Here is a 26,073-nt window from a genome sequence, read left to right as displayed (position 1 = left end):
TCAAATAGTTCGTCCATGCCCTCGGGCAGGCACATCCATATTGCATCTGCGGTTTTCATACCGCAAATTTAACACTTTTCTCAAAATCCATGCACCGCCATTTCGGCTTGACCCATTTTACACTGAATTTGCTCCCTTTTTAGGGGTTAGTTGACTGCATTTCAATATTTCGGCTTGGGCCGATATTCTCCGCATTGTCATCGCACACAGGAGCGGAACATGCTTGCTTTCTGTCGAACTTACGCTTGAATGAACGTTTTTTATTTCTCGTGGAAGACTTCTTTACGAAGTCGGTGGCGTTGGGGGGATTTTTTGTTTCCATTCGGTTGTTTTGGCTTTGGTTTGCGAGGAATAGCCCTCGGTTGAAATTATAACCGAATGGTTGAAAATTGAGGTGATCGGAGGCGTGTTAAAATCGATAATCCGCTAAACAACAATCTCTTAATCTTATAAAATTTACAATGGTTAAATTTTTGCTTTCACGCTGGATAGTAAATAAACCTGAAGATTAAGCGTGAAATATATCCTTAAAATGAAAAATGACTGATTAGATTAAGGCAAAAAAATAGCGTATAATATCTACGCTAACTATTGAAGGTTCTGCAATACCTATGACGATAGCTTGAATACTATACGCTATGCAGTAAGCATAGCATAAGCATCACGCCAAGCTCGTCATTAATGAATTTTGCAGATTCTCAATAGAACTTATGCGGAAGTTATGTTATCCTATAAATTTGATGCGATTGACTCTACAACCGCAGTCTTTGCTATTTTAACACTGCAAAGTTAGTGATTTTTTATGAGTTGTCAAACCTCCGGCTCGCCCTTCTTGCCGATGCGGTGTTTTTTACGCTGTTCTATCAGAGCGCGTTCCGATATTCCCAACAGCTTTGCCGCTCCTGTCCAAGAACCACTGCGACGGTATGCCTCAATGATTTTCTCCTTGTCTTTTTGCGGCTTACGCAGAGCAAGGCTGTCATCTGTATCAGGCTCCGACTGGCTGAAATTGAGGTCGGTTGCCGATATTATATCTGTCTTTGAATGGAATGCGGCATAGAGGACGGTATCTTTCAGTTCCCTTACGTTGCCGGGCCACGGGTGCAACTTCAACGCTTTGACTGCCGAGGCATCGAGCTTTTTCCTGTGCTGTTCTCTGCTGTGGGCAAAACGTGTCAGGAAATAGTCTGACAACGGCACGATGTCTTCGGTCACCTCCCGTAATGGCGGTACTGTTACGTCAACCTGTCGTAGTGTGTAGAACAGATTTGGGCGGAACGTCTTTTCAGACACCATACGGCGCAGTTCGGGATCTGCGGTGCATATAACCCTCACATTCGGATGCTCGTTTTCAAGTATGTGCAGAAGCACCGATTGTTTCTCGAAGTTCAGCAACTGCACGTTCTTGATGATGATTGTACCGCCGTCAGCCTTCTTGAAGTACCCTTCCATCCGGTTTAGCACTTCGCTGCGCAGATTTGCAGGGTCGTGGTTGCCGACAAGTGCCGCACCGCCGGCTTCTATGACGGTGCATGGCTTTTGTGAACGTGAACTGAGCCTGTAAATCTCTTTTGCAATCTGCTCTTTCCCTGAGCCGCATTCGCCGAAAATGACGGCATTGACATCCGTCGCGGCAATATTTCTTATTGCCCGCTCAATCCCGGCAAATGCCTCGCTTTGGCGTGGGATAAGCTCGTCAGGGAGTAACAGCATTGTTCTGCCCGGTCTTGCATACCTGCCCACTGTTTCAACAAGCTGCTTGTCCATTGCCGGACGCTGAATGATGTTGACGGCACCGCCGTCTTTCATCACATCGGCAATATCCAATGGATTGAGATTGTCCACTATGGCGACTACGGGAAATCCGTATCCCTCCGTCTTCTGCCAGTTGATTAACTCCTGCGCTGTGCCACGGACGAATTTCATCGCCGCAACAATGACTGCGCCGGGTGGCAATTTCGCCACCTCGTCCTTTGCTGCCTCCATCGTCTCGACGGCAATCGGCTCATAGCCGGACTTGACAAGCAAGCCCGCCATAAGCCGACGGTCTGATTCGGAGGCATCAACAATGAGGATTTTGTTCATTGTATAAATATTTATGTATTAAACAATCTGGTTAACAATAACCAATTTATCCAAGTGCTTAGAAGAACGGGCATCGCCTAAATTGACGATGCCCGCATGTAAGTAAGAGAGGAAATGAATATGCACGTCATTTACCAGCCTTCGTTTTGTGTCAGATTGAGGTTGCGCTCCATTTCGACAAGCGGTATCGGCCATAATTCATGGCGGGTCTGATATGAGCGTGTGTACATCAGGTCGCCGAATATGTCGGTAGCATTCTTTATTGATTCTTCAAGCATACCCCAACGGCGCAAATCCCAGTATCGCAGTCCTTCTCCTGCGAGTTCAAAAGCCCGTTCTCTCCTAATGCGGTCTGCCATATCATCGTGTCCTGCGACAGCAAGCCACGACGCTCCGCTGTTGAGTCCCGGCATACCAACGCGCTCTCGGATTTTATTAACTTCCGCTACCGCTTTTTCGACAGCTCCGCTTTCGTTATACGCCTCAGCAAGCATAAGTATCACATCTCCAAGTCTTATAAGAGGGAATTCATACGGTGTGCGGTTATACTCACCCCAATATCCGTCAAGATTGCCGGTAGGTATCCATTTGCGCCAGAAATAAGAGTTCCAGCCCTCTGAATTGCGGATGAATGCCATTGCTTCCATCGGCGCGCCGCCTTTGGTCGGGTCGGCAAGAACGAACTGTTTGTCCATCGGGTTGGAGCCGGCATCGGTGCCGAGATAATGAGAGTACGGAGTTATCACGTTCAGGCACAATCGAGGGTCGCGCAGACGGTAGGCATCCATCACTTTTGTGGTGTCACACTCCAACAAGTCGGTTACTTTTGTGCTTCCCTGATCAATAGCCACGCTCATATACTTGCGGCGTAACTCTGAGCCGCCGGAGTTGAATCCGGGGAACAAGTCATCCCAATTGAATGGAGATCCATCGAGATTCTCGTACATGTCCACAAGCGTAGTTGATGGAACGATGCAGTTGCTCGCTATCAGCCTCATAGTGGATTTGTTGCCGAAATATCCGACTATGTTCAGTGCATATCCGGCTGTGTTGCCGTCGATAGACTGTATGGAGAATATCATTTCGGGGCTATGGTTGCCATTATATAAGCGGAAAAGCTCATTATAATCGGGATGCAAGGAGTAGCCATAGTTATTGCTTTTGTTATAGACTATCTCCTCAAAATCGGCAATTGCCTCGTTCCATTGACGGTTGAAAAGATAAACCTTGCCGCGAAGAGCGTAAGCCGCTCCCTTTGTGGCGCGTCCGAGGTCAGCCGCATCCCAACTTACGGGGAGTTTGGCGATAGCGTCGGTGAGGTCGTCGATTACATACTGACGAATTTCGTCAGCAGAGCTGCGGGGCGAGTCAAGATTTGCGAACTGCTCGTTTATATCGCAACTCTCATCATAATACGGCACACCACCCCAACAGTTGAGCATACGGAAATAAGCCATTGCGCGAAGAAATTTTGCCTCTCCTGTCACACGGTCAATGGTCTGCTGACTGATTGGCATGTTCGCTACATTACGTATAACAGTGTTTGAGCGATGAACAAGCTCATAGAGATATTGCCAGTGGTTCTGCACGCCGCTACTGTTGGAAGCGAAAGCTGTACCCCGCGAGATATCCGACCACGGTGTTGTGCCATCTGCAAGGTCGGTGCACATGTCGAAAGTAAATTCGAGTCCGAAGCACCAGTCTGCTTTCATCGCGGCATACAGTCCGACTGCGGCCTGACGCGCATGGTCTTCGGTCTGCCAGAATGTCTGTCCCGACATCTGGTCTCCGGGTATGTAGTCAAGACTCTCGCATCCACTCATTATTGCGGCTGCGGCAACAATGCTTGCTATATATTTATTCTTCATATTATTCATTGGTTAAAAGGAAACATTAAGTCCGACCGAATACTGGCGTACGGATGGATAACCTACATTGGCACCAACTTCCGGGTCAAATCCCGGAAAATCGGTTATTGTGAAGAGATTGTCAATGCTGGCATATACTTTTAGATTCTCGACAAAGAAATTTTTGGTAATCTTTTTCGGGACTGTGTAACCCAGCTGTATATTCTTGCAGCGGAAATAAGCTGCATTATGCACGAAAGCATCGCTGGCAATATTATTTTTGCCATTGGCGTTGTTGCGCAACATAGGATACTTCGATTTGTACGGATTCTCCGGAGTCCATGCGTTATCGGTTATATCTTTTATCAGTGACTGCCCCATGACAGTTACGAACCGGAACGCCTGATTGTTGTAATAAACTTGATGGTTGCCGACTCCCTGAAACAACACGCTGAAATCAAAACCGTTCCAAGCCAAGCCGAGGTTGGCTCCATAGGTGAGACGCGGCAATGTTCCATAACCAATCTCTACGCGGTCGTTCGTGTCAAGTTTACCGTCACCATTGGCATCACGATACAGGAAGTCGCCGAGTTCAGGCCGCTGGTAAGTAGCGAAGTAATCAGGGTTTTTGTCAACAAGGCTCTGAACATAGTCGAGGTCTGACTGGTCGCGCACAATACGATCTACCGTTATCACATAAAGCTGATTAATCGGTTTGCCTTCCTGTGTCTTGTAAACTCCGCTTATTGATGACACGTCGCCTTGAAATTTTGTGACCTTGTTGCTTACAAAACCCATATTGAAGCCTACATTATATGACACCTTTCCGATACGGTCGTTCCAGCGAAGATCCAGCTCAAAGCCTTTGTTGTTCACCTCTCCGGCATTTTGGTTGGGGACTACACTTGTACCATGTTCCAACGGAGCCGGAAGTGATATGAGGATGCCTTTGGTGTCTTTATTATATATATCCACAGAGCCGCTGAGACGGTTGTTCAGGAAGGCAAAGTCAAGACCGATGTTTGTCATATATGTCTTTTCCCAAGTAAGACTGGGATTTGCAAGGACTGTCTGTGCAAGACCGCCGGCTATATTGCCGTTGAGAATATAATTGGCTGTGGCAAACAGCGACTGGTACATGTAGTAGCTCGTTGTTGCATTGTTTCCAAGAGAGCCATACGATGCACGCAACTTCAACTGATTGAGCCACGACGATGTATTCTGCATGAATTTTTCTTCAGATATTCTCCAGCCGGCTGAAACAGATGGGAAATAACCCCATCGGTGACCGGGTGCAAATTTTGATGATCCGTCGGCTCGCAAATTTGCCTCAAGAAGATATCGGTTATCCCAGTTAAGATTTACACGTCCGAAATAAGACCGCATGGCCCACTCGTTGTAGTTGCCCGTTATGCTTCCGTTGGTCATACCTGCATCAATCGCCCCCAATGAGGGGTCAACAAGGTCATATTTTATATAATAGTCTTGGTCGTATTTGTTATATTCTTGACTCATGCCGGCAAAGAGGTCTATTCCGAGCTTGCTGACATTGAATTTATACCGTGCTGTAAGTTCTGATGAACGGAACGTGTTTTTGTAATTATAGCGGCGAATATAGGTTCGCACTACACCCTCACGAATCAGCACAGGACCATCGAACGTGAAGCGGAACAAGTCGCGGTCGGTCAGATGGTGTTCAACATTACGCTCCCAATGGTTATAAGAAAACGAGCCCTGTATGGTCAGCCCTTTGACGGGCATAAGACGTGCATAAAGTTTCATCACCGACCGCTTGGTCTTTGTCGGGTAATCAGTATCATAGAACCACTGGCGACGGTAAGGGTTGAAATTGCTCACATTCTCTTCCTCAGGGTTCTGTATTCCGCCATACAGACCTGTTGCCGGGTCATAAAGAGTCATTCCCGGAACAGTGTTGAATGCTCCGGAGCCGAAAATAACATCACCTCCGGCAGCGGCATTTTCCGACGAAGGGTTGTTTTCGTCGATATATCCGAACAGATTTGTGCCTACGCTTAGCCACGGCTTAATGTTTACATCAATATTGGAACGGAGCTGATAACGTTTATAGTCGGTATAATATATCATGCCGGGATTGTTGACATAACCTAACGAAATATTGTATTTTACAGTTTTGGAGCCACCGGTCACCGACAGGTTGTGATTCTGTACAACCGACGGATTTCTGTATATATGATCCTGCCAGTCGGTATTTGGATAGACAGTAGGATTACGTCCTGCATCATTTCGCCATTCGTCTATCTTTCCCTGCGAGAAGCGTGGAGCCTGACCATTGGCGACGAGTCCGGCATTCTGTATCTCCATAAAGTCGGCATAATCAGTTACAAGGTTTAATCTCTTAGCAACGGTTTCAAAAGATATATTACCACTGTATGTCACTCTTGGGGCGCGTTCTGAACCGTGGCGAGTAGTCACAAGTATGACTCCGTTTGCGGCACGTGAACCATAAATAGCTGCCGATGCCGCATCTTTCAACACCGATATATTCTCGATGTCCTGCGGATTGATGTCACTGAGAGCGATACCTGTCATTCCATCAACCACTACAAGTGGCGCGGCATTATTGAGCGTACCTTGACCTCTGACCAGAATACTCTGAGCCTCAAATCCGGGTGTGTTGCCTCCGGAGTTGGTCACGGTCAGACCGGCAGCAAGTCCCGCAAGAGCGTTTGTGGCATTTGTTATGGGGCGGTCTTCAAGGGCGTCAACACTTACAGAGGAAACTGCACCTGTAAGATCCACCTTTTTCTGAGTGGCATAGCCTACCACCACAACTTCGTCAAGAACAGAATGGTTGACCCGCATAGTGATGGAATATTCACTTTTATCAGGTGTTACCTTCGTTTCCATTGGCATAAAGCCGATATACGATACTTGCAGAGTGCAACTATCAGGAATATCTGATATTTTGAAATTACCCTCTATATCTGTGACAGCATTTTTTCTTACATCTTCTTTCACTTTTACTGTTGCACCTATAACTGGTTGGCCTTTTCGGTCTGTTACTGTTCCCGATATAGCCTTATGGGCTATTATTCGGCCTGTTGTCTGAGTTGCAATAGTATCTGTTAGAGTTGTGGCGTAGGCATTTAAGCCTATAACGAATGCCACTGCTAAAATTGATACTTGTTTCATTTCAACAATGATTGGTTAAACATTATTCTGAGCCTCCTCCGAGAGCATGATAAAGCGTAATTATTGCCTGAACTGCGTCATAACGATCTGAAGCCTCTGTCAATTCGGCCTCCAACAATCGTTGTTGGGCGGTCAATACTTCAAGATAATTTGTTGATGTGTTTCTCATCAGCAACCGTGTGTTATGCACAGCACCCTTTAATGCAACAATCTGTTTCTTGTCAAGTGTAACTCTGTCTTTTGCTGTCTGCCATACACTAAGAGCATTATTCACTTCCATGCCGGCATCAAATAATTTTTGTTGAAAACGCAAAAAGGCTATCTCATATTCACTTTTTGCAATTCTAAGATTGGCATTGTTTGTTCCCCTGTTGAACAACGGAGCGACAACCGAGCCGATTGCTCCGGCTATCCATGATGATGGATTGGCAATTGTACCGGAGGCGGTAGTCCACCCTAAATTACCCGATAATGACACAGCAGGATAGAACGCCGCACGGGCTACATTTACATTATAAAAAGATTGCTGCAACAGATATTCAGCCTCTCTGACATCCGGACGGTTGGATAACAATTCCAACGCAATTCCACACGACAACGTGTCTGGAAACATCTGCGCATCAAAACTTCCTCTTGACATATCCATATCCGGTATCAGGAGTAATGACTTGATTGCATTTTCCTGTGCTGTTATCTGACTTCGCAATGTCAATGTGGAATTTTCAACTTTCATACGATTGGCTCGCGCTTGAAGCACAGCGGCCTCATTTGTACGACCAGCCCGCTTCAATGCCTGAAGCACCCTTATGTTCTCATCCCAAGTCTTTAATGTCCGTTCGCTTATAGATAGCTGTTCATCAAGCATAAGGAGCGTATAGTAGCCATTGGCAATGGTGCTTATAAGCGATGTCTGAACTGCCTGACGATACGCCTCTGAGCCATAAAAAGCAGCCTCAGCTCCTTTTTTAAGATTTCGCTGTTTACCAAAAATGTCCAGTTCCCATGAAGCTGACGGCCCGATACTGAACTTATTGCCGGACTCTTTTGACACACTTGCATCGGCAGATATATTCACAGAAGGGAGGAACGCCAATCGTGATGCTGTTAGTGTGGCGGCGGCTTCATCGACTTTTATCTGTGCAATACGCAGATCAGTGTTGCGGCTAAGGCCACTGTCAATCCAGTTGACAAGATAACTGTCAGTAAAAAGTTCTCTCCATGAGATTGCCGATATGGGCTGTGAAATAGAATCATGAGAACATAGATTGCTGGCATCATATTCGAGAGGCCGGGAATTATAATTGCTGTATAATCCGCACCCGCATAATGACAGGAATACGGGGAATAATAAAATGTATAGCTTTGTTTTCATTTCTTTTCTCTCTTAGGCATTATTCGTTCTTCAATAGTCTGGAAAACAATGAAAAGAACCGGAACGATAAACAACAGTGCCACAGTGCCGATAATCATGCCGCCGACAGTACCGACACCGATTGATATATTGCCATTTGCGCCTACGCCGGTAGAAAACGCCAATGGTATCATTCCGAAAATCATTGATAAGGAAGTCATTAGTATCGGTCGTAAACGTGCCTGAGCAGCAGAGGTCACAGCAGCTATGATTGACATTCCTGAACGACGGCGTTCAGAGGCATACTCAGTCATAAGTATGGCTGTTTTGGCAAGCAGTCCGATCAGCATAAGCAAACCTATCTGAAGGTATATGTTATTTTCAAGCCCGAACATGCGTGCAAACAGGAAGCTACCGGCAAGTCCGAACGGAACAGACAGCAATACAGCCCACGGAATAAATAGGCTCTCATATAATGCGCAAAGAATCAAATATATAAACACAACGCATACAATGAATATGAAAACCGTTGAGTTTGCTGATGAAGACTCTTCCCGGCTCATTCCTCCGAACTCATATCCATAACCAGCAGGTAAGGTTGCCGCACATACCTCGCGGACGGCATCAATAGCCTCGCCTGAACTATATCCGGTAGCCGGTGTTCCGTTTACCTGTATCGATGAGAACAGATTGAATCTTGACAGAGATTGCGCACCATAGACACGTCTCAGTTTAAGGTACTGACTTATAGGTGTCATTTCTCCGGACGCATTTCTTACGAAAATATTTGACAATGCCTTTGTGTCGAGTCTGAATTCGGGAGAAGCCTGAACCATAACACGATAAAGTTTAGAGAAACGGTTTATGTTGGAGGCATAGGCTCCACCCACATAACCTGAGAGTGCGTTAAGCACATCACCCGGCTGCACCCCATGCTTCAAAGCATTTGCTGCATCAACCTCAACAAGATATTGCGGATATTTTGTGTCAAATGACGTTGACGCACGTGCTATTTCGGAACGTTTATTCAGTTCTGCAATTACTTTGTTTGTCACCTGTTTGAGGTCTTCTATTGAGCCGCCTTTCTGATCCTGTACATGAATCTCGAAGCCATTGCTCACTCCATATCCGGGAATCATTCCACGTGTGAAGACAATCAGTCTGGCACCTGTAATATCCGCAGTCCGTCGATATATCTCGTCAATGACAGAGTTTATATCGTCACCATCATCAGTACGTTCGCTCCAGTCGTTCATTCGGATATTGAACATTCCGCTGGACGAACCTATGCCGCTCATCATTCCCATGCCGGCGGTTTTTGAATAAATTTTGATTTGCGGTATATCGGCTATACGTCGGTCTATTTCCTCCATGATTTTCATCGTTTCGGTAAGATTTGTTCCTGCCGGAGTCTGCACATCGATATTAATCTCTCCCATGTCCTCTTGTGGAACAAGACCTGTTTTTGTAGTCATCATCATGTAATAAAGACTACCTCCGGCTACAACGAGTAGTACAAGAGTCAGCCACTTGCGTGAAATCATAAATTTCACCCCTGATGTATAGCGATTTACCAGTCGGTTGAACCCGGCATCAAACGCTGTGTGAAATCTTGACGAGAAACTCCGTTTACCGTCAGTGTCGTGTGGAGTCATTATCAATGCACACAAGGCTGGACTCAGAGTCATGGCGTTGAGTAGCGATATGCCTACAGCGACAGCCATTGTCAGACCGAATTGAGTGTAAAATGTGCCGGTTGTGCCTCCCATGAAGCTCACGGGAATGAAAACAGCCATAAACACAATAGTGGTAGTAAGAAGAGCCGCAGTGATTCCTCCCATACCTTCTACGGTAGCCTTATACGGTGATTTGATGCCTTTATCAAATTCAGCCTGAACAGCCTCAACGACAACAATTGCATCGTCAACCACCGTACCGATTACAAGCACAAGTGCAAAAAGAGTTATCAGATTCAGACTAAATCCTGCAATGTTCAAAAATATAAATGTTCCTATAAGCGACACAATTATCGACAAAGTGGGGATGATGGTAGCTTTGAAACTTTGCAAGAATACATATACAACAAGGACTACCAGCACAATTGCCTCAAATAAAGTTCTGAGAACCTTGTGAATGGATGCGTCAAGGAAATCTTTTGTACTCATCAGATCCACAAGCTCCATTCCTTTGGGAAGGCTTTGTCTTATATTCTCTGTTTCCTTGTCTATTGCTTCAATGATTTCATTCGCATTTGACCCGGATGTTTGAGAAATCATGCACGTTGTACCGGGTTTTCCATTGACTGAGCCGAGGTACTCATACGTCTTTGAGCCAAGTTCTATTTTAGCTACATCTTTGAGCCGCAAGACTGAACCGTCCGGGAGTGCCTTTATTACAAGATTCTCAAAATCACTCTCATTTTCATATCGCCCCCGATATTTGAGTGTATATCGAAATGTATTGTCTGATTCAGCACCGAGTGTTCCCGTTGGAGATTCAAGGTTTTGCTCTTCAAGCACTTTTTGTATGTCTGACGGCATAAGTTTGTACTGAGCCATTTTGCCGGGATCAAGCCATACACGCAATGAATAATCCGCACCTTTTATATCAACCTCACCTACGCCTGCAATACGCGATAGACGAGGTTCAATGTTGATTTTCATGTAGTTGGTAAGAAATTTCTGATCGAAAGTGCCATCGGGGCTATATAATGCCAACGTCTTTATCCTTGATGTCTGACGCTTTCGGACATTGATACCGCTTTTTGTAACTTCTGCCGGAAGAAGACCTTGTGCGGATGCAAGACGGTTCTGGACATTTACCATTGCCATATCACCGTCGGTACCTTGTTTGAAATATACCTGAATACTTGCCGAACCTGTGTTTGTCGCAGAAGAAACCATATACAACATATCTTCAACACCGTTTATCGCCTCCTCTATGGGCACAATGACGCTTTTCTGAATAGTCTCGGCATTTGCTCCGGCGTAGTTGGCAGAAACACTTACGGTAGGTGGAGCTATTTCAGGGAACTGTTCAATGGGTAAACCCATCAGAGAGATTAGTCCTGAAAGTACAATCGCAACCGAAATCACACAGGACAGTATCGGTCGGTCTATGAAAGTCTTTATTGTCATTTGCTCTTGCTTTTTGTATTGATGACTGTTCCTTCTTTCAATAGTCCGGCTCCCTCGGATACGATTGTGTCGCCTATTTCAAGTCCGGCGGATACAATATATTCCCGACCGTTGTTATTCGGCACAATTTTTATTTCAGTTGAGTTTGCCTTCCCGTTTACAACCTTATAGGCAAATACTTTATCTTGAAGTTCGTATGTGGCACTCTGCGGAATCACAATACAGTTGTCATAAACCACAGGGATAATCACCGCACCGGTGGCACCATCCCTTAACAGGCGGTCCGGATTCGGGAAAACAGCCCTGAAACTTATTGCTCCGGTTGAATTGTTTATAGTACCGCTTACTGCATCAATATGACCTTTTACCGGATAAATTTCGCCATTGCTCATCTGAAACTCCACTTCCGGCATATTTCCCAGTGCATCCTTCATAGAACCATACTGCCTTACCATCTCAAGCATTTGTGTTTCAGCCATCGAGAAGTATGCAAAAATATCACCGTCATCGCTGACAATGACAAGTGGCTCTGTAATGTTACTTCCTACGAGCGCACCAACACGATATGGAATCATACTTGCCACGCCGTTGACAGGTGACTTTACTTTCGTATAAGAAAGATTGGTGGCTGCCTTTTCAAGTTCGGCATTTGCCAGTTTTAGCTTTGCCTTAGCTTCAGAAAGCTCGTTTTTGGCAGTGTTCAGTTCAAAATCGGATATGACTTTTTCTTCATATAGTTCTTGATTGCTGTCAAGGACCAATTGTGCGGTGGATACTGCCGCCTCCGCACTGTTGACATTTGCCTCGGCAATATCGTATGCCGCCTGAAATTGAGCTGCGTCGATTTCAAAAAGTACCTGTCCTTTCCTTACGGCATCACCTTCACGAATACATATTTTCGTAAGCATACCATCTACCTGAGGTCGTATCTCTACTGTCTGACATCCGGTGACAGTTGCTGCGTAATTTGTATTAAGTGTCTGATGGGTAGTGTCAATCACTTCGATAGGATAATCGACGGGAGTAGTATCTCCCGTTTTTTTATCATTGCACGAACTGATAACGAGCATTGATGCAATGAGAATAAAAAAGGGCGTTTTCGACATTGTTGATTTAGTTTTTTACCACAAATTTAGACCTCGTTGCACTCCATTCAAAAAATGTATTGACGAACTACGGAATGTGTTGACGAACAACTGAACTATCCTTTGGTTCAGACAATTAAAAGAGCTAATTTTGCACTATGGATTCAAAGAAAATAAAATTATATATTGACCTCCTTTTTTGCTGTGTATTCCTTCCATTGATTATCGCGCTTGTGCCGGTTGAGAAATGGATGGAGAAATACACATCATTCGCAGTTACACTTATCCTGTTTCTGTATTGCGTATATTTTGCTATTCGTTTTGCCAACATAACACAATTGGTCATGCGCAGAAAATTTGCGAAAGTTGCAATCATTGTCGCTGTAATGCTTGTTGCCGCGTTTCTGCTCTCACAATTCCCCTATCCTGATGACGCCATGCCCATATTGTCAAATCATCCCAGACTGCACGAGCATTTACGAGCGCAGCCTGTTTGGTTTATGTTTCTTGTCGTAAGCGGGTACGGACTTTCCACCTCATTGATGCTTGAATTGTTCCGCCAGATACTTGTGAAAAAAGATTTTGAAGAACAAAAAAATAAAGCAGAACTGTCGTTATATAAAGCTCAGATAAATCCTCATTTCATGTTCAATACATTGAACACATTATATGGTCTTGCCATAAGCAAATCCGAGAGAACAGAAGATGCGTTTGTCAAGTTCATAGAGATATTGAAATACACGTACACCCAAGTAAATCTCGAACTTATCCCGATCGGGAATGAGATAAAGTATATTCATGATTATATTGCGTTACAGCTATTGCGACTGAACAGCCACACTTCGGTCGTATGGGAATATGATATTGATGACGATACAATTCTGATTCCCCCGATGATCTTGATAACATTTGTCGAAAATGCCTTCAAGTATGGCAGTTCATCTACCCGTGACTGTAAAATCCAGATTAACGCCGCATTGAAAAACAGGCATTTGCGCTTTTCAGTTACAAACAATATCATGAAAGAAAAATGCGAAAACGAAATTTCAATAGGATTGGCAAATTGTCGGGCAAGACTGGGGCTACTGTATCCCGACATGCACACATTACTGATTGAAGAGAAAGAAGGTGTTTATTTCATACGCTTGGAGATTGATTTATGACAAACAATACTGTTATAAGGTGCATCGCCATTGATGACGAGCCGATTGCACTGTCTGTCATTTCTCAATTCTGTGACAGGCTCGGCAACATTGACATAGCTGTTTATTCCGACCCACGCCTCGGTCTTGAAGCGGTATTAAGAAGCAAGCCCGATATAGTTTTTCTTGATATTGAAATGAATGATATCAACGGATTAAGCATTGCAAAAGAAATCGGGTCTGATGTAGCAATCATATTCACTACCGCTTATCTTCAATATGCGTTGGATGGCTATGACCTTGACGCTGTTGATTTCCTACACAAGCCGTTTTCCTTTGACCGATTTAAGGTTGCGATGGAAAAAGCGTCAAGAAGGGTTGCCTTTCTTAAAATCAATCATAGACCAAAGACAATAATAGTAAAACAGGAGTATGCGAATATTTCCATATCCACCGATGAGATAATGTATATTGAAGCAATGGAAAATTATGCCAAGATTTATCGGGCAAACGGTGGCTGCATAATTTCCAGAAGCAGTATGAAAGCCATAATGGAAATACTGCCGATAAATGCTTTTGTAAGAATCCATCGTTCCTATATAACTCCGGTTGATAAAATTGTAAGCTTTAACAGACAGTCTGTCAAATTGTCTACCGGATTGTCATTGCCTGTCGGTCGGCAATATGTAGAAAATCTGTTGGAAAGAATGAGCAATAATTATCAGATATAAGAATATGAAAGATATAATTGTACGTTACCTTATTTTTACTTTGGGCTTATACTGCCTTTCATTAGGAATGGTGTTAATAGTAACATCATCCTTAGGCACAACGCCTATTTCCAGTATGAATTACATATTGTCATTAAACACCTCGTTGACTCTTGGTGCGGCCACTTTTATTTTTAATATGGCACTGATTGTCGGTCAACTTATTCTTGCCCGCCACTTTGCATCAAGAAAGGACTATGTTGAGATATTACTTCAAATACCATTTTCTATCCCATTTTCCATATTTATAGATTTTAATATGTGGTTATTAGATGGTTTTCAGATAACAACATACTCAATGGCCTTGTCTGTATTAGTCTTAGGGTGCTTGATGCAGGGTGTTGGCGTTTCTTTGGAAATCAACCCCAATGTAGCTATGATGAGTGCGGAAGGCTTTGTCAAATATACCTCATTAAGATTCGGAAAAGCATTCGGAACGACCAAAGTGTTGTTTGATGTTGCGCTTGTAATAGGTGCTGCTGCATTGTCATGGGCGATGGCAGGAAAAATAGATGGAATACGGGAAGGAACAGTGGTTGCCGCCCTTATGACAGGGTATATTGTCACCTTTATGACTACAAAAATTTTCACTCGTTCTAATATGCGTAAATTATCATTTGGATTAATGAAATAAATTATTCATAATTATGAAATATTTACAAACACTTGCGTTACTGTTGGTTGTTTTTATTGGTATGGAATCCATTAATGCAGTAAACACCCCAAATATGATGCCGAATAATAACGAACTGTTCTTTATCGACGGCTCACAAGGAAAGTTAGCGTCAAAAATCTCTCTCCCTGTATTAGCTACAGGAGAAAAATGCCCTATGGTCATATTATCACATGGCTTTGGCGGAGATATGACTTTCCATCTCTGGGAACCTATAATCCAAGTTCTTAACGAAAATGGAATCGGAGTTCTACGTTATGATTTTAACGGTTGTGGACAAAGTGAGGGCGAATTTCAGAATATGACCGTCCTTAATGAAAATGAAGATTTGTTGTGTGTCATTTCGTATGTAAGAGCGTTACCTGTCACTGAAAACATTTCACTTGTCGGTCATTCTCAAGGCGGTGTTGTTACTTCAATGGTAAGCGGCGACTGCGGTAGTGAACAGATAAAATGCGAGGTGCTTCTATCTGCGGCTGCTGTTCTACGTGAGGATGCAATTCGAGGCATTACACAAGGCGCACATTTTGATCCGTGGCATCTTGACCAACCTTATTATGAATTGCCCCGTGGTCTGAAGTTGGGACGTGCATACATCCAGTCGGCGATGACTCTTCCAATATATGAAACAGCTTCTGCTTACAATGGCTCTGCGTTGATTATAAATGGTATGGCAGATCAGGTTGTGCCTTACACATATGCTCAACTTTATAATAAGGTCATCAATAATAGTGAATTGATACTTATACCGGGGGAAGACCATACTTATACAATTGCCCCGAATTATGCAGTAAAACTGGTAACAGATTGGTTGATAAAGGCATTAAAAACATCGAAATAACATAATTCAAAAATTAATCCGACTTATATATCAACAAAGCTAAATTCCAATATATGGATATATCAGAATTTAGCTTTGTTGATTTTATTATATAGCATGAAATGTTCTTAAACCTGTGCTTTTAATATATTGGTGCAATGGCTCTGCTACCATCGTCTTTTTCTGGTCGCCAGATGTTGAAGGAGCGTCCACCTTAGTGGTATTGACTTCAACGGTGGAAGTTGGTTTATTCTCAACGCTGTCCTGTTCCTCATTGTTGACTCCCATACGGTCGTCTGGCACTTCGTGGGTGGGTGCCAGTTCGGCGGTAATCTTGCGGTCGAGGGCGGCAAGTTGGGATTTGAGGGCTTTCAGTTCGTTTTCCTTGCCCCATGTGCGCGACACGATGGCTTCAAGGGTCGGCACATCGCCACGCTTTTTCTCGGCACGTTCACGGTGCTGGCGGATTGTGTCGGGGAGTTTTTCAAGGGCGTTGACGAAGTTCATGCAGGCGGCATGGGTGTCTGACATTGCGAGATTGCCATTGTTGTAGGTGTATTTGTACTGACCTTCCACCACAAAGCGGTTGTGGACTGCCTCAACTCCGTCAACAATTGCTTTCTCCGATATGATACACACCGGAAAGCCGTAGATTTCGCCGACACGGACATATTCTCCATGTGTGTTAGTGTTTTTCACCAACGCCTGAAGGTATTTGCCCATGCGATCCTCTTCGGTAAACTGGCAGTTGTCGAGTTTCAGGGCGTTAACCGGGTTGCCCTCACTGTCGCGCTGAACGACTGCGGCATAGCGGGTGTTATCCGCCTCCATCTTGCCGATAATGATTTCCAGTTTTTCAACCTCGTCGGTGATGTCACGAAGTCTGGCACGGCTGTCGCCAAGACCCTTGTTGAAGGAACGGTGTTCACTCTCCATAGCGGCTATGCGCTTTTCAAGTTTCGCCTTTTCAAGAAGGTCTGTGTTGCCCGACAGGATAGCCACATATTCCGAGTAGTTCATACCGGATTTCTCGTCAGAGCTACCCTCGTCGATTGTGCGAAGACCCATCGCCCCGCGTTTGAGCTGGGATATGAAGGTTTGCTTGCAGTGAAGGAGGTTAAACTTATAGGCATCGAGTGAGCGTTCAACGGCATAGATTATGACATCCACCTTGTTGTCATTGTGGAGTTTGGCAACCTCGTTACCCTTGCGTATGGCACGTCCCTCGCGCTGCTCCAAGTCGCTGGGCCGCCACGGGCAGTCGAGATGATGGATTGCAACGGCGCGTTGCTGGGCGTTGACACCTGTTCCCAGCATTGAGGTCGAACCGAACAGAACTCTTACGTTTCCGGCGTTCATGTCGGCAATCATACGGTCTTTCGCCCGCTGTGTGCCGCACTCCTGTATGAAGCGTATCTCGCTTGCGGGTATGCCGTGGTCTTCAACGAGTTTTCGTTTAATCTCGGCATACACGCTCCACTCGCCCGGCTTGTAAGTTCCTAAATCACTGAAAACAAACTGCGTGCCTTTGTATTCGTCGAAACGTCGATAGTATTCGGCGATTTTGGCGGCGCAGATACTCGCCTTGTTGCCGGGGTTGTCGCCATATTCCGGGTCAATCATGCGCATATCAAGCGACATCTTGCGGGCATAGTCGGTGGCTATGAGCATACGCGCCTTATCCTCGCTGTCCGAAAGAGGCAGTCTGCCCAGCACTGTGGCGTCGCCGGTCTGGGCGAACACCATCAGTTTTTTGATAAATTCCTCCTGCTCCGGCGTGGGCGGGATATTGCACATGATTTCGTTCTTCTCCGGACGGTCAACACCCACATCCTCCGCGGTCTTGTAGTCGGTGATCTCGTTATAGAAGGCTGCGAGTTCCGGCACCTTGATGAAATAGCGGAAACGCTCTTTGGCGGCTATCGTATTGGTTACGGTAAACTCGAAGTCGGTCGTTTTCTTTGCGAAAATCGCCGCCCATGCGTCGAAGCAGTTTATCTGCTGCGATTCCAGAGCATTGGTGCGCAGGTATTTGAAAAGAAGATACAGCTCCGTCAGGGAGTTGGAGATTGTAGTGCCTGACAGAAAGGTTGCTCCGAGGTCTTTGCCCGTGCGCTCCTGTATGGTGCGTATGGCATAAAGGAGGTTAAGGGCGCGTTTGCTCCCTTCGGAATTGCCGAGTCCGGCCACACGGTCGTGACGGGTGTTGAAGGTCAGGTTCTTGAAATAGTGGCTCTCGTCAATAAAGATATGGTCGATGCCCATGCTTTTGAAGTCAAGCACCTCGTCCTTCTCCTTTTCCATCTTGTAGCGTATGGTTTCAAGTCGCTTTTCGAGAGTCGCCTTCCGTTTTTGAAGTCCTTTGAGCATACCTACGGAGATGTCCTTTCCCTGCTCCTTGAGAACATTGAGGTTTTCCTCCACCGTGTCAAGCTCCGCTTGCATTATTTCCTCCTGCAAATCGCGCGACTGCGGGATTTTACCGAACTGGTCATGCGACATTATTATGCAGTCGTAGTCGTTATTCTGCATATTCCGCAGGAATTTCACACGATTGGCGGTGGAGAAAGTCTTTTCATCGGCAAAAAGTATGCGGGCGTCCGGATACGCAGTGCGGTAGGTTTCGGCAATGGCGGCGACATTGGCTTTAAGCCCGATAATCATCGGCTTGTGGGCAAGACCAAGACGCTTCATTTCGTGCGCTGCTATACACATTATCAGGGTTTTACCCGTGCCGACCTCGTGATCCGCGATACCCCCGCCGTTCTGCAATAGCATCCATATACAGTCCTTTTGGGATTGGTATATTGACCTGACATTCAGCCTTTCGCCAAGCAGCTTCATGTTTATGCCGGGAAATGTCTGGTGGGAACCGTCGTAGCGCGGTCTGACAAAGCAGTTGAAGCGACGGTTGTAGAGGTCAACGAGCCGTTCCTTGAACTCGTCGCTCTGGTTGTCGAGCCACTCTGTAAAGCCATCGCGGATTTCGTCAATCTTTGTATTGGCAAGCTGTATCGCCTCCGGGTCAGGAACAAGAATGTCCTTGCCGTTCGCGTCCTTGCCTATTGATTTCTTGATGTTAGGGGTGGTGTTGTGCAGGGCGTGGCGCAAGAGTGACATTCCATTGTAATGCCTGAACTTACCCTCTACGCAGTATTCGTGTGTTATTTTGGCTGTATCATTGGTATTTGTCACCGAGAAAGTATCCATCGCCGAGGAATATGCAATCTTCACTTCGGTGCCGTAGAGATATGACATGTATTCAGCATAGATGCCGGCGGGTATCCAACGCTCGCCGAAGTTGAAGTCCAGCTCCTCGTAGCGTATCCTTTCGGGAAATGCGTCTTTTAAGGCTTTGAGCGATGCCGCCACACGCGGATCGGTGTCACCTGTGTCGGCAATCCATTGTTCAATAAGCTCAGCCTTTGTCACCACATTTCCGGCGATGAAGCGGTCGGAGATTTCGTACTCACCCATGAGCGGGTTGAAATATATCCGTCCGTCAAGACTCTCTATAATCTGCGCCTCGTCCATGCCGACAAGAGAACACATATAGGGGAAATCCACCTTGCCGAACCTATTGAGCGAAGCGGACAGAGCCTCCATAGGAGTGCCGACGGATGTAACCTCGTCAACGGCAAACGATACCGGGCGGTCGAAGATGTCAGCCTTCACGAACAGCCCGTTGTCGCCACGTTCAAGGGCGAGAGCGTCACACCCGTTGGAGTCCATTTTTATGAACTTCACATTCTCACGCTCGTTGAGATGCCCGAATTTCTCCACGAACTCATCATAATACTGGTTTATATGTTCGCGCAGTTCGTCACTTGCCTCGTGTGTTTCCGCTTCGTAATGGTAGAGCTGCTGATATGTTTCCGACAGGGTAATATACAGCATGGCGCGTTTCTCCTGCTCCGGCTTGAGCTGGAGCGGTGTGAAGGTGGCTCCCATGCGGCTGACCTGCGAGAGAAAGCCGACCTGACCTCTGTCGCATACCATTGAACCCTCCTTGTGGAAAAACTGCATATCTTCCGAGAACGGACGGGGCGACATATCCGGCTCTCTGTTTACATCCTCAATCGGGATAATGGTGCGCTTCTTGACACCAGTAGGCACACCGGGAATGAAGTCGCCCTCGGTTATTTCTATATATGGAGTATCGGGAATATTATATTTATCCTGATTTTTTGCAGCTTCCATGCGTTGCCTTTCCGCCTCCTGCTCCATGAGCTGACGGTGGGCAATCTCCATCATAGTGGTGTAAAAACCGTTTATCGGCGGGTTGTCATCCCAGTTGAGAGAACCGTAAAATTTCAATTTTTCATCGGAGAGAGGTCTGAATCCGGTGTCGGAGGGTTCCTGCACGGGAATTTCAGCTTTGGCTGCTTTTGCTTTGGGTGATGCGGTAGCCGCTTTGACCTCAGCCGATTTAGCCGGTTGATCCGGTTTTTGTTTCTGTTCCTTCGGCACCACCTGACGCTTGCTGCGGCGTTTCTTTGCGCCGGGTATCTCCACCAGTTCACCGAAAAGATTATACATCATAATTTTCGGGTCGTATCTTTCGTGGCTGTCATTCACCGGCACAGTATTGCCCGATGTTTCTATTTCATCGGCTCTCTGCGAAATTACCTGTGCAGGTTTTGGCGTTACCTCCACCGCCTCAACATCCACAATGTCAGGCTGTGACTTTTCTTCCTTCTCCACCTTATTATATATAGAAGCGGATACAGTATGTGCCTTTTGCTGTTTACCGTGATACAGGTCAAGGTTGAGGTGTAGTCCGAACTCCGCATAGAGAACCTTGCGCATATCCTCGCCGATTGCGACAACACCACCGTCATGGGTATAGACCAATGCCGGTTTTCCGTATGGATCGGTGTCCTCTTTCGCTCCCGTGCAGATAATATTCGTTGGATTTTCTATGAAATAGCGGTTGTTGGGTATTCCGCTGTCCTGTGCGGCGGTTGACTGTATAAAAAGTTTCTCGTCCGGTGTGAAGCCTGTTTTGCCAGAGTGCTTCTGCAATATGATAAGGTCGCTGCCTACCTCGGTGTTGGCACTGTCGATGAATGTATTGTTTGGCAGGCGCAAAGCGGTAACGAGGTCGGCACGCTTCATCAGCTCCATTCTGACAAACGGGCTTTTGCCGTTCATCACTCCCTGCGATGTTATGAATGCGACGATGCCGCCCTCACGAACCGCGTCAAGACCTTTGAGGAAGAAATAATTATGTATAGCCGACACCGATTTCCTGTAAGCTATGTTGTCACTGGTGGCATACACCGGATCAGGCACGGCGATATCACCGAACGGGATATTCGATGCCGCGACATCAAAATAATTTTCGTGATCGGTATCCAGTTTCTCGAAGCCCTCTATATGAACGTCGGTCTGCGGGTACAGTTTGGACAGTATCAGCCCTGTCAATGCGTCCTTCTCAAACGCAATCCTCTCGCCACGGGGATTTACCCATGTGAAAGCGTCCACAAAGGCACCGCCCCCCGCGCTGGGATCGAGGAAGCGTTGAGGCTCCACTCCCACCTGTTGCAGAGTCTGGGATATGGCTTCAACAACGTGCTTAGGGGTATAGTAGGCGGTAAGCACGGACGCTTTCAGAGAGTCCATGTAACGCTTAAATTCCCTGTCATCCTTTGAATGGTTGTGAATTATGCGCCGAAGTTCTACTGTCGGGGCAAACAGCTCTCGGTCGGATTTCGTCCACTTGGCTGCGTCGGCAAGCTCGTTGGCGTCATTGAGGATACATTTCAGTCCTCCGAAGCCAGCATACTTGGATAATATCTCCCATTCCGCGTCATCCGGCGGTCTGCGCTCAACGCTCAGGGCGAAGGCTGTGCGTATCGCCTCGATGTTGTCACGCATTTTCTGCATACGGTTATAAGCCATTGTCCACGCAGAATTGAGTGATACGGCCTATCAGTATGTCGCGCTTTTCGTCAAGCTCCTCACGGTCTATGCCTACCTGAGTGCGGTCAAAACCGTCAAAGAGGTTCGGCACGTTGTCAATGACCCAGCGCGCCCAATAGTGGGCGGCAGGCTCGTAATCCACGTTGAGGGTATCGCCGAAATATTCAAGCAGAATATCGGCAACGATGTCAAACTCCGACTCGCCTATGTTGGTGAACAACACAGATAGAGCCAGTTCCTCCGCCTCCGGCACACTTGCCCCGTTGCGCCGTGCTTCCTCGTATGTGTCAAGGGCACGGTCGGAGTTGGCGGCAATCTGCGGATGGTCGGTGGCTATGTCGAAATTGTTTTGCGACAGGTATCTTAGCAGATACAGACGGTAATAATCGAGGTCGTAATAACCTCCTGTAAATTGTAACATTGGATTGTGGATTAAGTGGTGGTTGTTTTCTATTGTTGCGGGAAAAGGTGACTGAGTTCCGGGTCTGCCATGATACGCTGTTTCTCGTCGGAGATTATCTGTATCACATCGGCTTTCACCTGTTCATAGTTGCGTTGGATTATAGCCTTCATGCGCGACTTTTCGGGAGTGTCGTCGTGGAAGTCTGTGAGTATCGGGATAGGTTTGTAGCGGTCTGTTTCAGCCTTGACCTTCGCGCTGTCAATCACTATCTCGGCATGAAATATCTTCTGGTCTATGCGCTCGTCGATATTGTCACAGACCGCCCCGACGAACAATCCCTGCGTGAGAGTTGAAATCTTGCTCGGAGGAATAAGGCTGTCCATCTGCGTGTTGAAAGAATGGCTAACGTCCTGACGGTTGATTGAGATTGACTGCCGCTTCTGGAGAACCTTGCCAAACCGCTCGGAAAGTGTCTTGGCGGTTTCTCCAACGACCTGCCCGGAAAAGATGTTTCCGACGGTGTTCATCACTACCGCCGCCTCCTTGTCGCCGTAGTCGCGTTTGAGCTGCGAGAAATCCTGAAAGCCGAGGCACACTGCAACCTTGTTGCTTCGGGCGGTGGCAATAAGCTGGTCAAGACCCTTGAAATATATCGTCGGAAGTTCATCAATCAGCACACCGCTTTTCAGCATACCTTTCTTGTTGATAATTTTGACGATACGGGAATTATACAGACCCAGTGCCGCGCCATAGATATTCTGGCGGTCGGGATTGTTGCCGACACACAGTATCTTCGGCTCTTTCGGATTGTTGATGTCGAGAGAGAAATCATCTCCGGTCATAACCCAGTATAACTGAGGCGAAATCATACGCGAAAGCGGGATTTTCGCCGATGCGATTTGCCCCATCAACTGCTCAGCCGCGCCTCCCTGCCATGCGTCCATGAACGGTGAAAGGTAGTTTTCCAGTTCCGGATAGCTTGTAAGAATGGGAAATAAATCCTCGTATCTTCTATTCAGAAGTTCTATGGCATGGGGAAATGTGCAATATTTTCCTCCCTTGTAAATGCGGAGATACCATATTATCGCGGCGAACAGTACAATCGGTGACTCCACAAAGAAATCGCCCTGCTTGCTCACCCATGACTTATTGAGGTTGAGCATAATAGTGTACGCGCTTTCGTATGCGTCGGCGATATCGCTCATGAAATCGGGGTGAATAGGATTGCACCGGTGGCTCCGCTCAGGATCATCAAAATTTATCATATAGAATTTCGGCTTGACCTTACCATAGCCCTCCTTGTGACTGAGTAGATGGTTGTAGGCTATCATACTCAAATCGGGACTCTTGAAGTCATAGATATAGCCGCTGTAACCCTTCTCTATCATCTGTTTGATAAAGGAATTTATGACGGCATACGACTTGCCCGAACCGGGAGTACCCAACACGATAGTGGCTCTGAAAGGGTTGACGACGTTAATCCAGCCCTTGTGCCATTTCTTCTGATAGTAGAATCTGGTCGGCAGGTTTATGGAGTATTGATTGTCCATTAGTTTTGTTTCCTGCATGAAGCTCTCGTTCTCGTCGTTGAAGCGGTCGTCCATCATATTGTTTTTCAGCATACGACCAGCCCATATTCCGCCCATCAGCAGGCAGATGTAGCCGGCCGCGGTAGTGCCGATGTAGAGATACGGGTAACCGAGTGGCAACATCCACCAGTTCATTAAGAACAGGATTATGCCTGTGGAGATGGCGATGCCTATGTGACGCCATGTTATATTCTCGTTTTTCACGCCTCTGGTGCCGGAACATGATAGCCCCAGCAGTAGCAATGCGAAAAGTTTTGAGTTGAAAGTGTTGTTGAAAAGTCCGCAGGTGCGGTTGAAGTTGGCGCAGATCTTGTCAACGGTTGAAATGAACCAGCCGCTGTCGGTGGCTTCCACGCGGGTGAACCAGTAAAGGTTGGCGACAACCAGCACTATACTGACCGCCCGCAGGAAGTCCATAATCTTTGCCAACGCTCTGAGGTCATCCTCTTGTTGGCTCATAATTGTAATTTTTGAAAAGTGGATTGTTAGAATTTCGGGCGATGTCCTTTCTTCTTTTTACGCTGCATACGACGGCGGAATTCCTCCTCGTCGGGATTGAACGACTGCCCTTGCTGGAACAGGTCAAGCCCCGGAATTGGCAGGTCGTAATCGCCGAAGTCGGAAACGGATTGGGTGACAGTGTGTTGATTTTGTCCGCCTGTGGATTGTTGCTGACCGCCCGAAGATTGAGCGTCTTGTGCCGTGTCGGTCTGCGATTGATTGTCAGAACCTGTATTGCCGGGTGTAGGCTCTATCGGTGGAACAACAATAGGTGTCGCAACATCGGGAGTATCGGTAGGTGCATTTACCGGATTGTTGAACCGCTCGTTGATTGCGTTTGCCGAAAACTCCTTACCTAACTGGGAACCGTTTAATACCGTCATGGTGTTGTGGTCAATGAACGTGACGCCATATATGCGTCCTTCCTCCGTATAGCGGAGAACCACATCAATATTGTGTTCTTTCAGCTTGGCGATGAAGTCCGATTTGTTAGTAGCAACGGCAATTACATCGGCGACTTTGCGCTTGGTCGGTGCAACATCAATCTTTTCCTTAGCCCTTTCAAACCTGCTGTCAATAGCGGTGCGACTCGCAAACTTGCCGAGGCGCGATGCCTTGAAAGGCGTTGCGATTGTCTTGCCGCTGTCATCGGTAGCGAAATAGACAAGACCGTGATACTCGCGCCCGTTCACTTTGCCGTCGGTAGGCTCACACCTTACATTATATAGTGAGAGAATGGCGTTATATTCCCCGATGGTCTGGAATTTATAGCGCATACCGACCATTTTGACGGTGTTGGCAACCTGACGCTTGATGTCGCCTGACGGGTCAATTCTGCGTATGGGCATATCGGGTGAGATTTTTTCTCGTTGCGCCTTGTGGAGATTGTATTTTTCCTCCAGTTCGGTGGTGATTTTCTTGCTGCGCCTGAATAGGAAGTCTTGATTGAGCCTCTTGCCCTGCTCGTTGACATTGACTGTCACTATATGGATATGGTGGCGGTCAATATCCATGTGCTTGTAAATTATGTAGGGCTGCTCACCGAAGCCGAGTTTGTCCAGATACTCGCGTGCAAGGATTTCATACTGCTGCTCAGTCAACTTATCGTCGGGGTGCGGATTTAGGGAGATATGCAGCACCGGCTTTTTTGTCCTGCCCGTTTTCGGCATGAACAGGTTGAAATTTTCCACCATTCGGGCAATGTCGATATGTCCGTCTGCCGGAAGTATAATCTTGTTGGCACCAAGCACACGACCCTCGTCGCGGTTCATCTTCATGCCGTTGTATGACAACGCCCCGTAGAGCGATGATCCTATCGAGATTTTAGCGACCATTGTTCATCAAACTGCATGGATAACGCCTTTACATCAGCCGTGACTTTTGCCAGATCTATGGTGGCTTTCTCCAGCTTGTAGAGATATGTCATAGCTTTCTTCTCAGTGAAATTTGTGCGAAGCTCCTTCACCAATAGTTCGTTAAAAAATTATTCATAGGCTAAGCGGCATCTACCGCCAAGCCAAGGAGTTCTTTGACAAGTTTAGCATTTAAAGTCTTGTTCGGGTCAATTCCGC

The 26,073-nt window shown here is 46.4% G+C and carries 15 protein-coding genes; 4 read left to right on the top strand and 11 right to left on the bottom strand.

The genetic code is table 11. From position 1 onward, the window contains the following. Positions 1-810: 810 nt before the first annotated feature. The 6 genes from QGT73_RS12835 to QGT73_RS12810 form a co-directional block, all read right to left on the bottom strand. Positions 811-2,085: a sigma-54-dependent transcriptional regulator gene (locus tag QGT73_RS12835; RefSeq protein WP_280122659.1), complete on the bottom strand. Its 1,275-nt coding sequence runs from the start codon at positions 2,083-2,085 to the stop codon at positions 811-813. Between the two features lie 131 nt (positions 2,086-2,216). Further along, the gene (locus QGT73_RS12830) at positions 2,217-3,953 is read right to left on the bottom strand and encodes a RagB/SusD family nutrient uptake outer membrane protein (protein ID WP_280122658.1); all 1,737 of its coding nucleotides are present in this window, start codon (positions 3,951-3,953) and stop codon (positions 2,217-2,219) included. Between the two features lie 12 nt (positions 3,954-3,965). Further along, positions 3,966-7,106: a SusC/RagA family TonB-linked outer membrane protein gene (locus tag QGT73_RS12825; protein ID WP_280122657.1), complete on the bottom strand. Its 3,141-nt coding sequence runs from the start codon at positions 7,104-7,106 to the stop codon at positions 3,966-3,968. A 22-nt stretch (positions 7,107-7,128) separates the two neighbouring features. After that, positions 7,129-8,478 (bottom strand): TolC family protein, encoded by a 1,350-nt coding sequence (locus tag QGT73_RS12820; RefSeq protein WP_280122656.1) that lies wholly within the window; start codon positions 8,476-8,478, stop codon positions 7,129-7,131. After that, the gene (locus QGT73_RS12815) at positions 8,475-11,594 is read right to left on the bottom strand and encodes an efflux RND transporter permease subunit (protein ID WP_280122655.1); all 3,120 of its coding nucleotides are present in this window, start codon (positions 11,592-11,594) and stop codon (positions 8,475-8,477) included. Before QGT73_RS12815 ends, QGT73_RS12820 begins: the two co-directional genes overlap by 4 nt. Continuing rightward, on the bottom strand, positions 11,591-12,700 hold the full coding sequence (locus tag QGT73_RS12810) for an efflux RND transporter periplasmic adaptor subunit (RefSeq protein ID WP_280122654.1): 1,110 nt from the start codon (positions 12,698-12,700) through the stop codon (positions 11,591-11,593). The genes QGT73_RS12815 and QGT73_RS12810 overlap by 4 nt, the downstream gene beginning before the upstream one ends. A gap of 137 nt (positions 12,701-12,837) precedes the next feature. Between QGT73_RS12810 and QGT73_RS12805 the strand changes: the two genes are divergently transcribed. The 4 genes from QGT73_RS12805 to QGT73_RS12790 are packed head-to-tail and all read left to right on the top strand — an operon-like array spanning position 12,838 to position 16,105. Next, positions 12,838-13,842, top strand: a complete 1,005-nt coding sequence (locus tag QGT73_RS12805) for a sensor histidine kinase (RefSeq protein ID WP_280122653.1) — start codon at positions 12,838-12,840, stop codon at positions 13,840-13,842. After that, the gene (locus tag QGT73_RS12800; RefSeq protein ID WP_280122652.1) at positions 13,839-14,552 is read left to right on the top strand and encodes a LytR/AlgR family response regulator transcription factor; all 714 of its coding nucleotides are present in this window, start codon (positions 13,839-13,841) and stop codon (positions 14,550-14,552) included. Before QGT73_RS12805 ends, QGT73_RS12800 begins: the two co-directional genes overlap by 4 nt. 4 nt (positions 14,553-14,556) lie before the next feature. Continuing rightward, positions 14,557-15,225: a YczE/YyaS/YitT family protein gene (locus QGT73_RS12795; RefSeq protein ID WP_280122651.1), complete on the top strand. Its 669-nt coding sequence runs from the start codon at positions 14,557-14,559 to the stop codon at positions 15,223-15,225. A gap of 13 nt (positions 15,226-15,238) precedes the next feature. Next, positions 15,239-16,105, top strand: coding sequence for an alpha/beta hydrolase family protein (locus QGT73_RS12790; protein ID WP_280122650.1), 867 nt, complete (start codon positions 15,239-15,241; stop codon positions 16,103-16,105). Positions 16,106-16,192: 87 nt separating this feature from the next. On the opposite strand, the gene QGT73_RS12785 is transcribed toward QGT73_RS12790, so the two are convergent. The 5 genes from QGT73_RS12785 to QGT73_RS12765 are packed head-to-tail and all read right to left on the bottom strand — an operon-like array spanning position 16,193 to position 25,928. Continuing rightward, the gene (locus QGT73_RS12785) at positions 16,193-21,988 is read right to left on the bottom strand and encodes a helicase-related protein (RefSeq protein WP_280122649.1); all 5,796 of its coding nucleotides are present in this window, start codon (positions 21,986-21,988) and stop codon (positions 16,193-16,195) included. Then, positions 21,978-22,430 carry a DUF1896 family protein gene (locus QGT73_RS12780; RefSeq protein ID WP_280122648.1) on the bottom strand — a complete coding sequence of 151 codons (453 nt, stop codon included), beginning with the start codon at positions 22,428-22,430 and terminating at the stop codon, positions 21,978-21,980. The genes QGT73_RS12785 and QGT73_RS12780 overlap by 11 nt, the downstream gene beginning before the upstream one ends. Before the next feature lie 29 nt (positions 22,431-22,459). Next, positions 22,460-24,460 (bottom strand): conjugal transfer protein MobC, encoded by a 2,001-nt coding sequence (mobC, locus tag QGT73_RS12775; RefSeq protein WP_280122647.1) that lies wholly within the window; start codon positions 24,458-24,460, stop codon positions 22,460-22,462. A gap of 26 nt (positions 24,461-24,486) precedes the next feature. Further along, on the bottom strand, positions 24,487-25,836 hold the full coding sequence (gene mobB, locus QGT73_RS12770) for a conjugal transfer protein MobB (RefSeq protein WP_280122646.1): 1,350 nt from the start codon (positions 25,834-25,836) through the stop codon (positions 24,487-24,489). Next, positions 25,815-25,928: a hypothetical protein gene (locus QGT73_RS12765; RefSeq protein ID WP_280122645.1), complete on the bottom strand. Its 114-nt coding sequence runs from the start codon at positions 25,926-25,928 to the stop codon at positions 25,815-25,817. The genes mobB and QGT73_RS12765 overlap by 22 nt, the downstream gene beginning before the upstream one ends. Positions 25,929-26,073 lie beyond the last annotated feature (145 nt).

The organism is Duncaniella muricolitica (assembly GCF_910574735.1).
GTDB classification, from domain to species: Bacteria; Bacteroidota; Bacteroidia; order Bacteroidales; family Muribaculaceae; genus Duncaniella; species Duncaniella muricolitica.
This window is presented reverse-complemented; position numbering and strand designations above follow the sequence as displayed.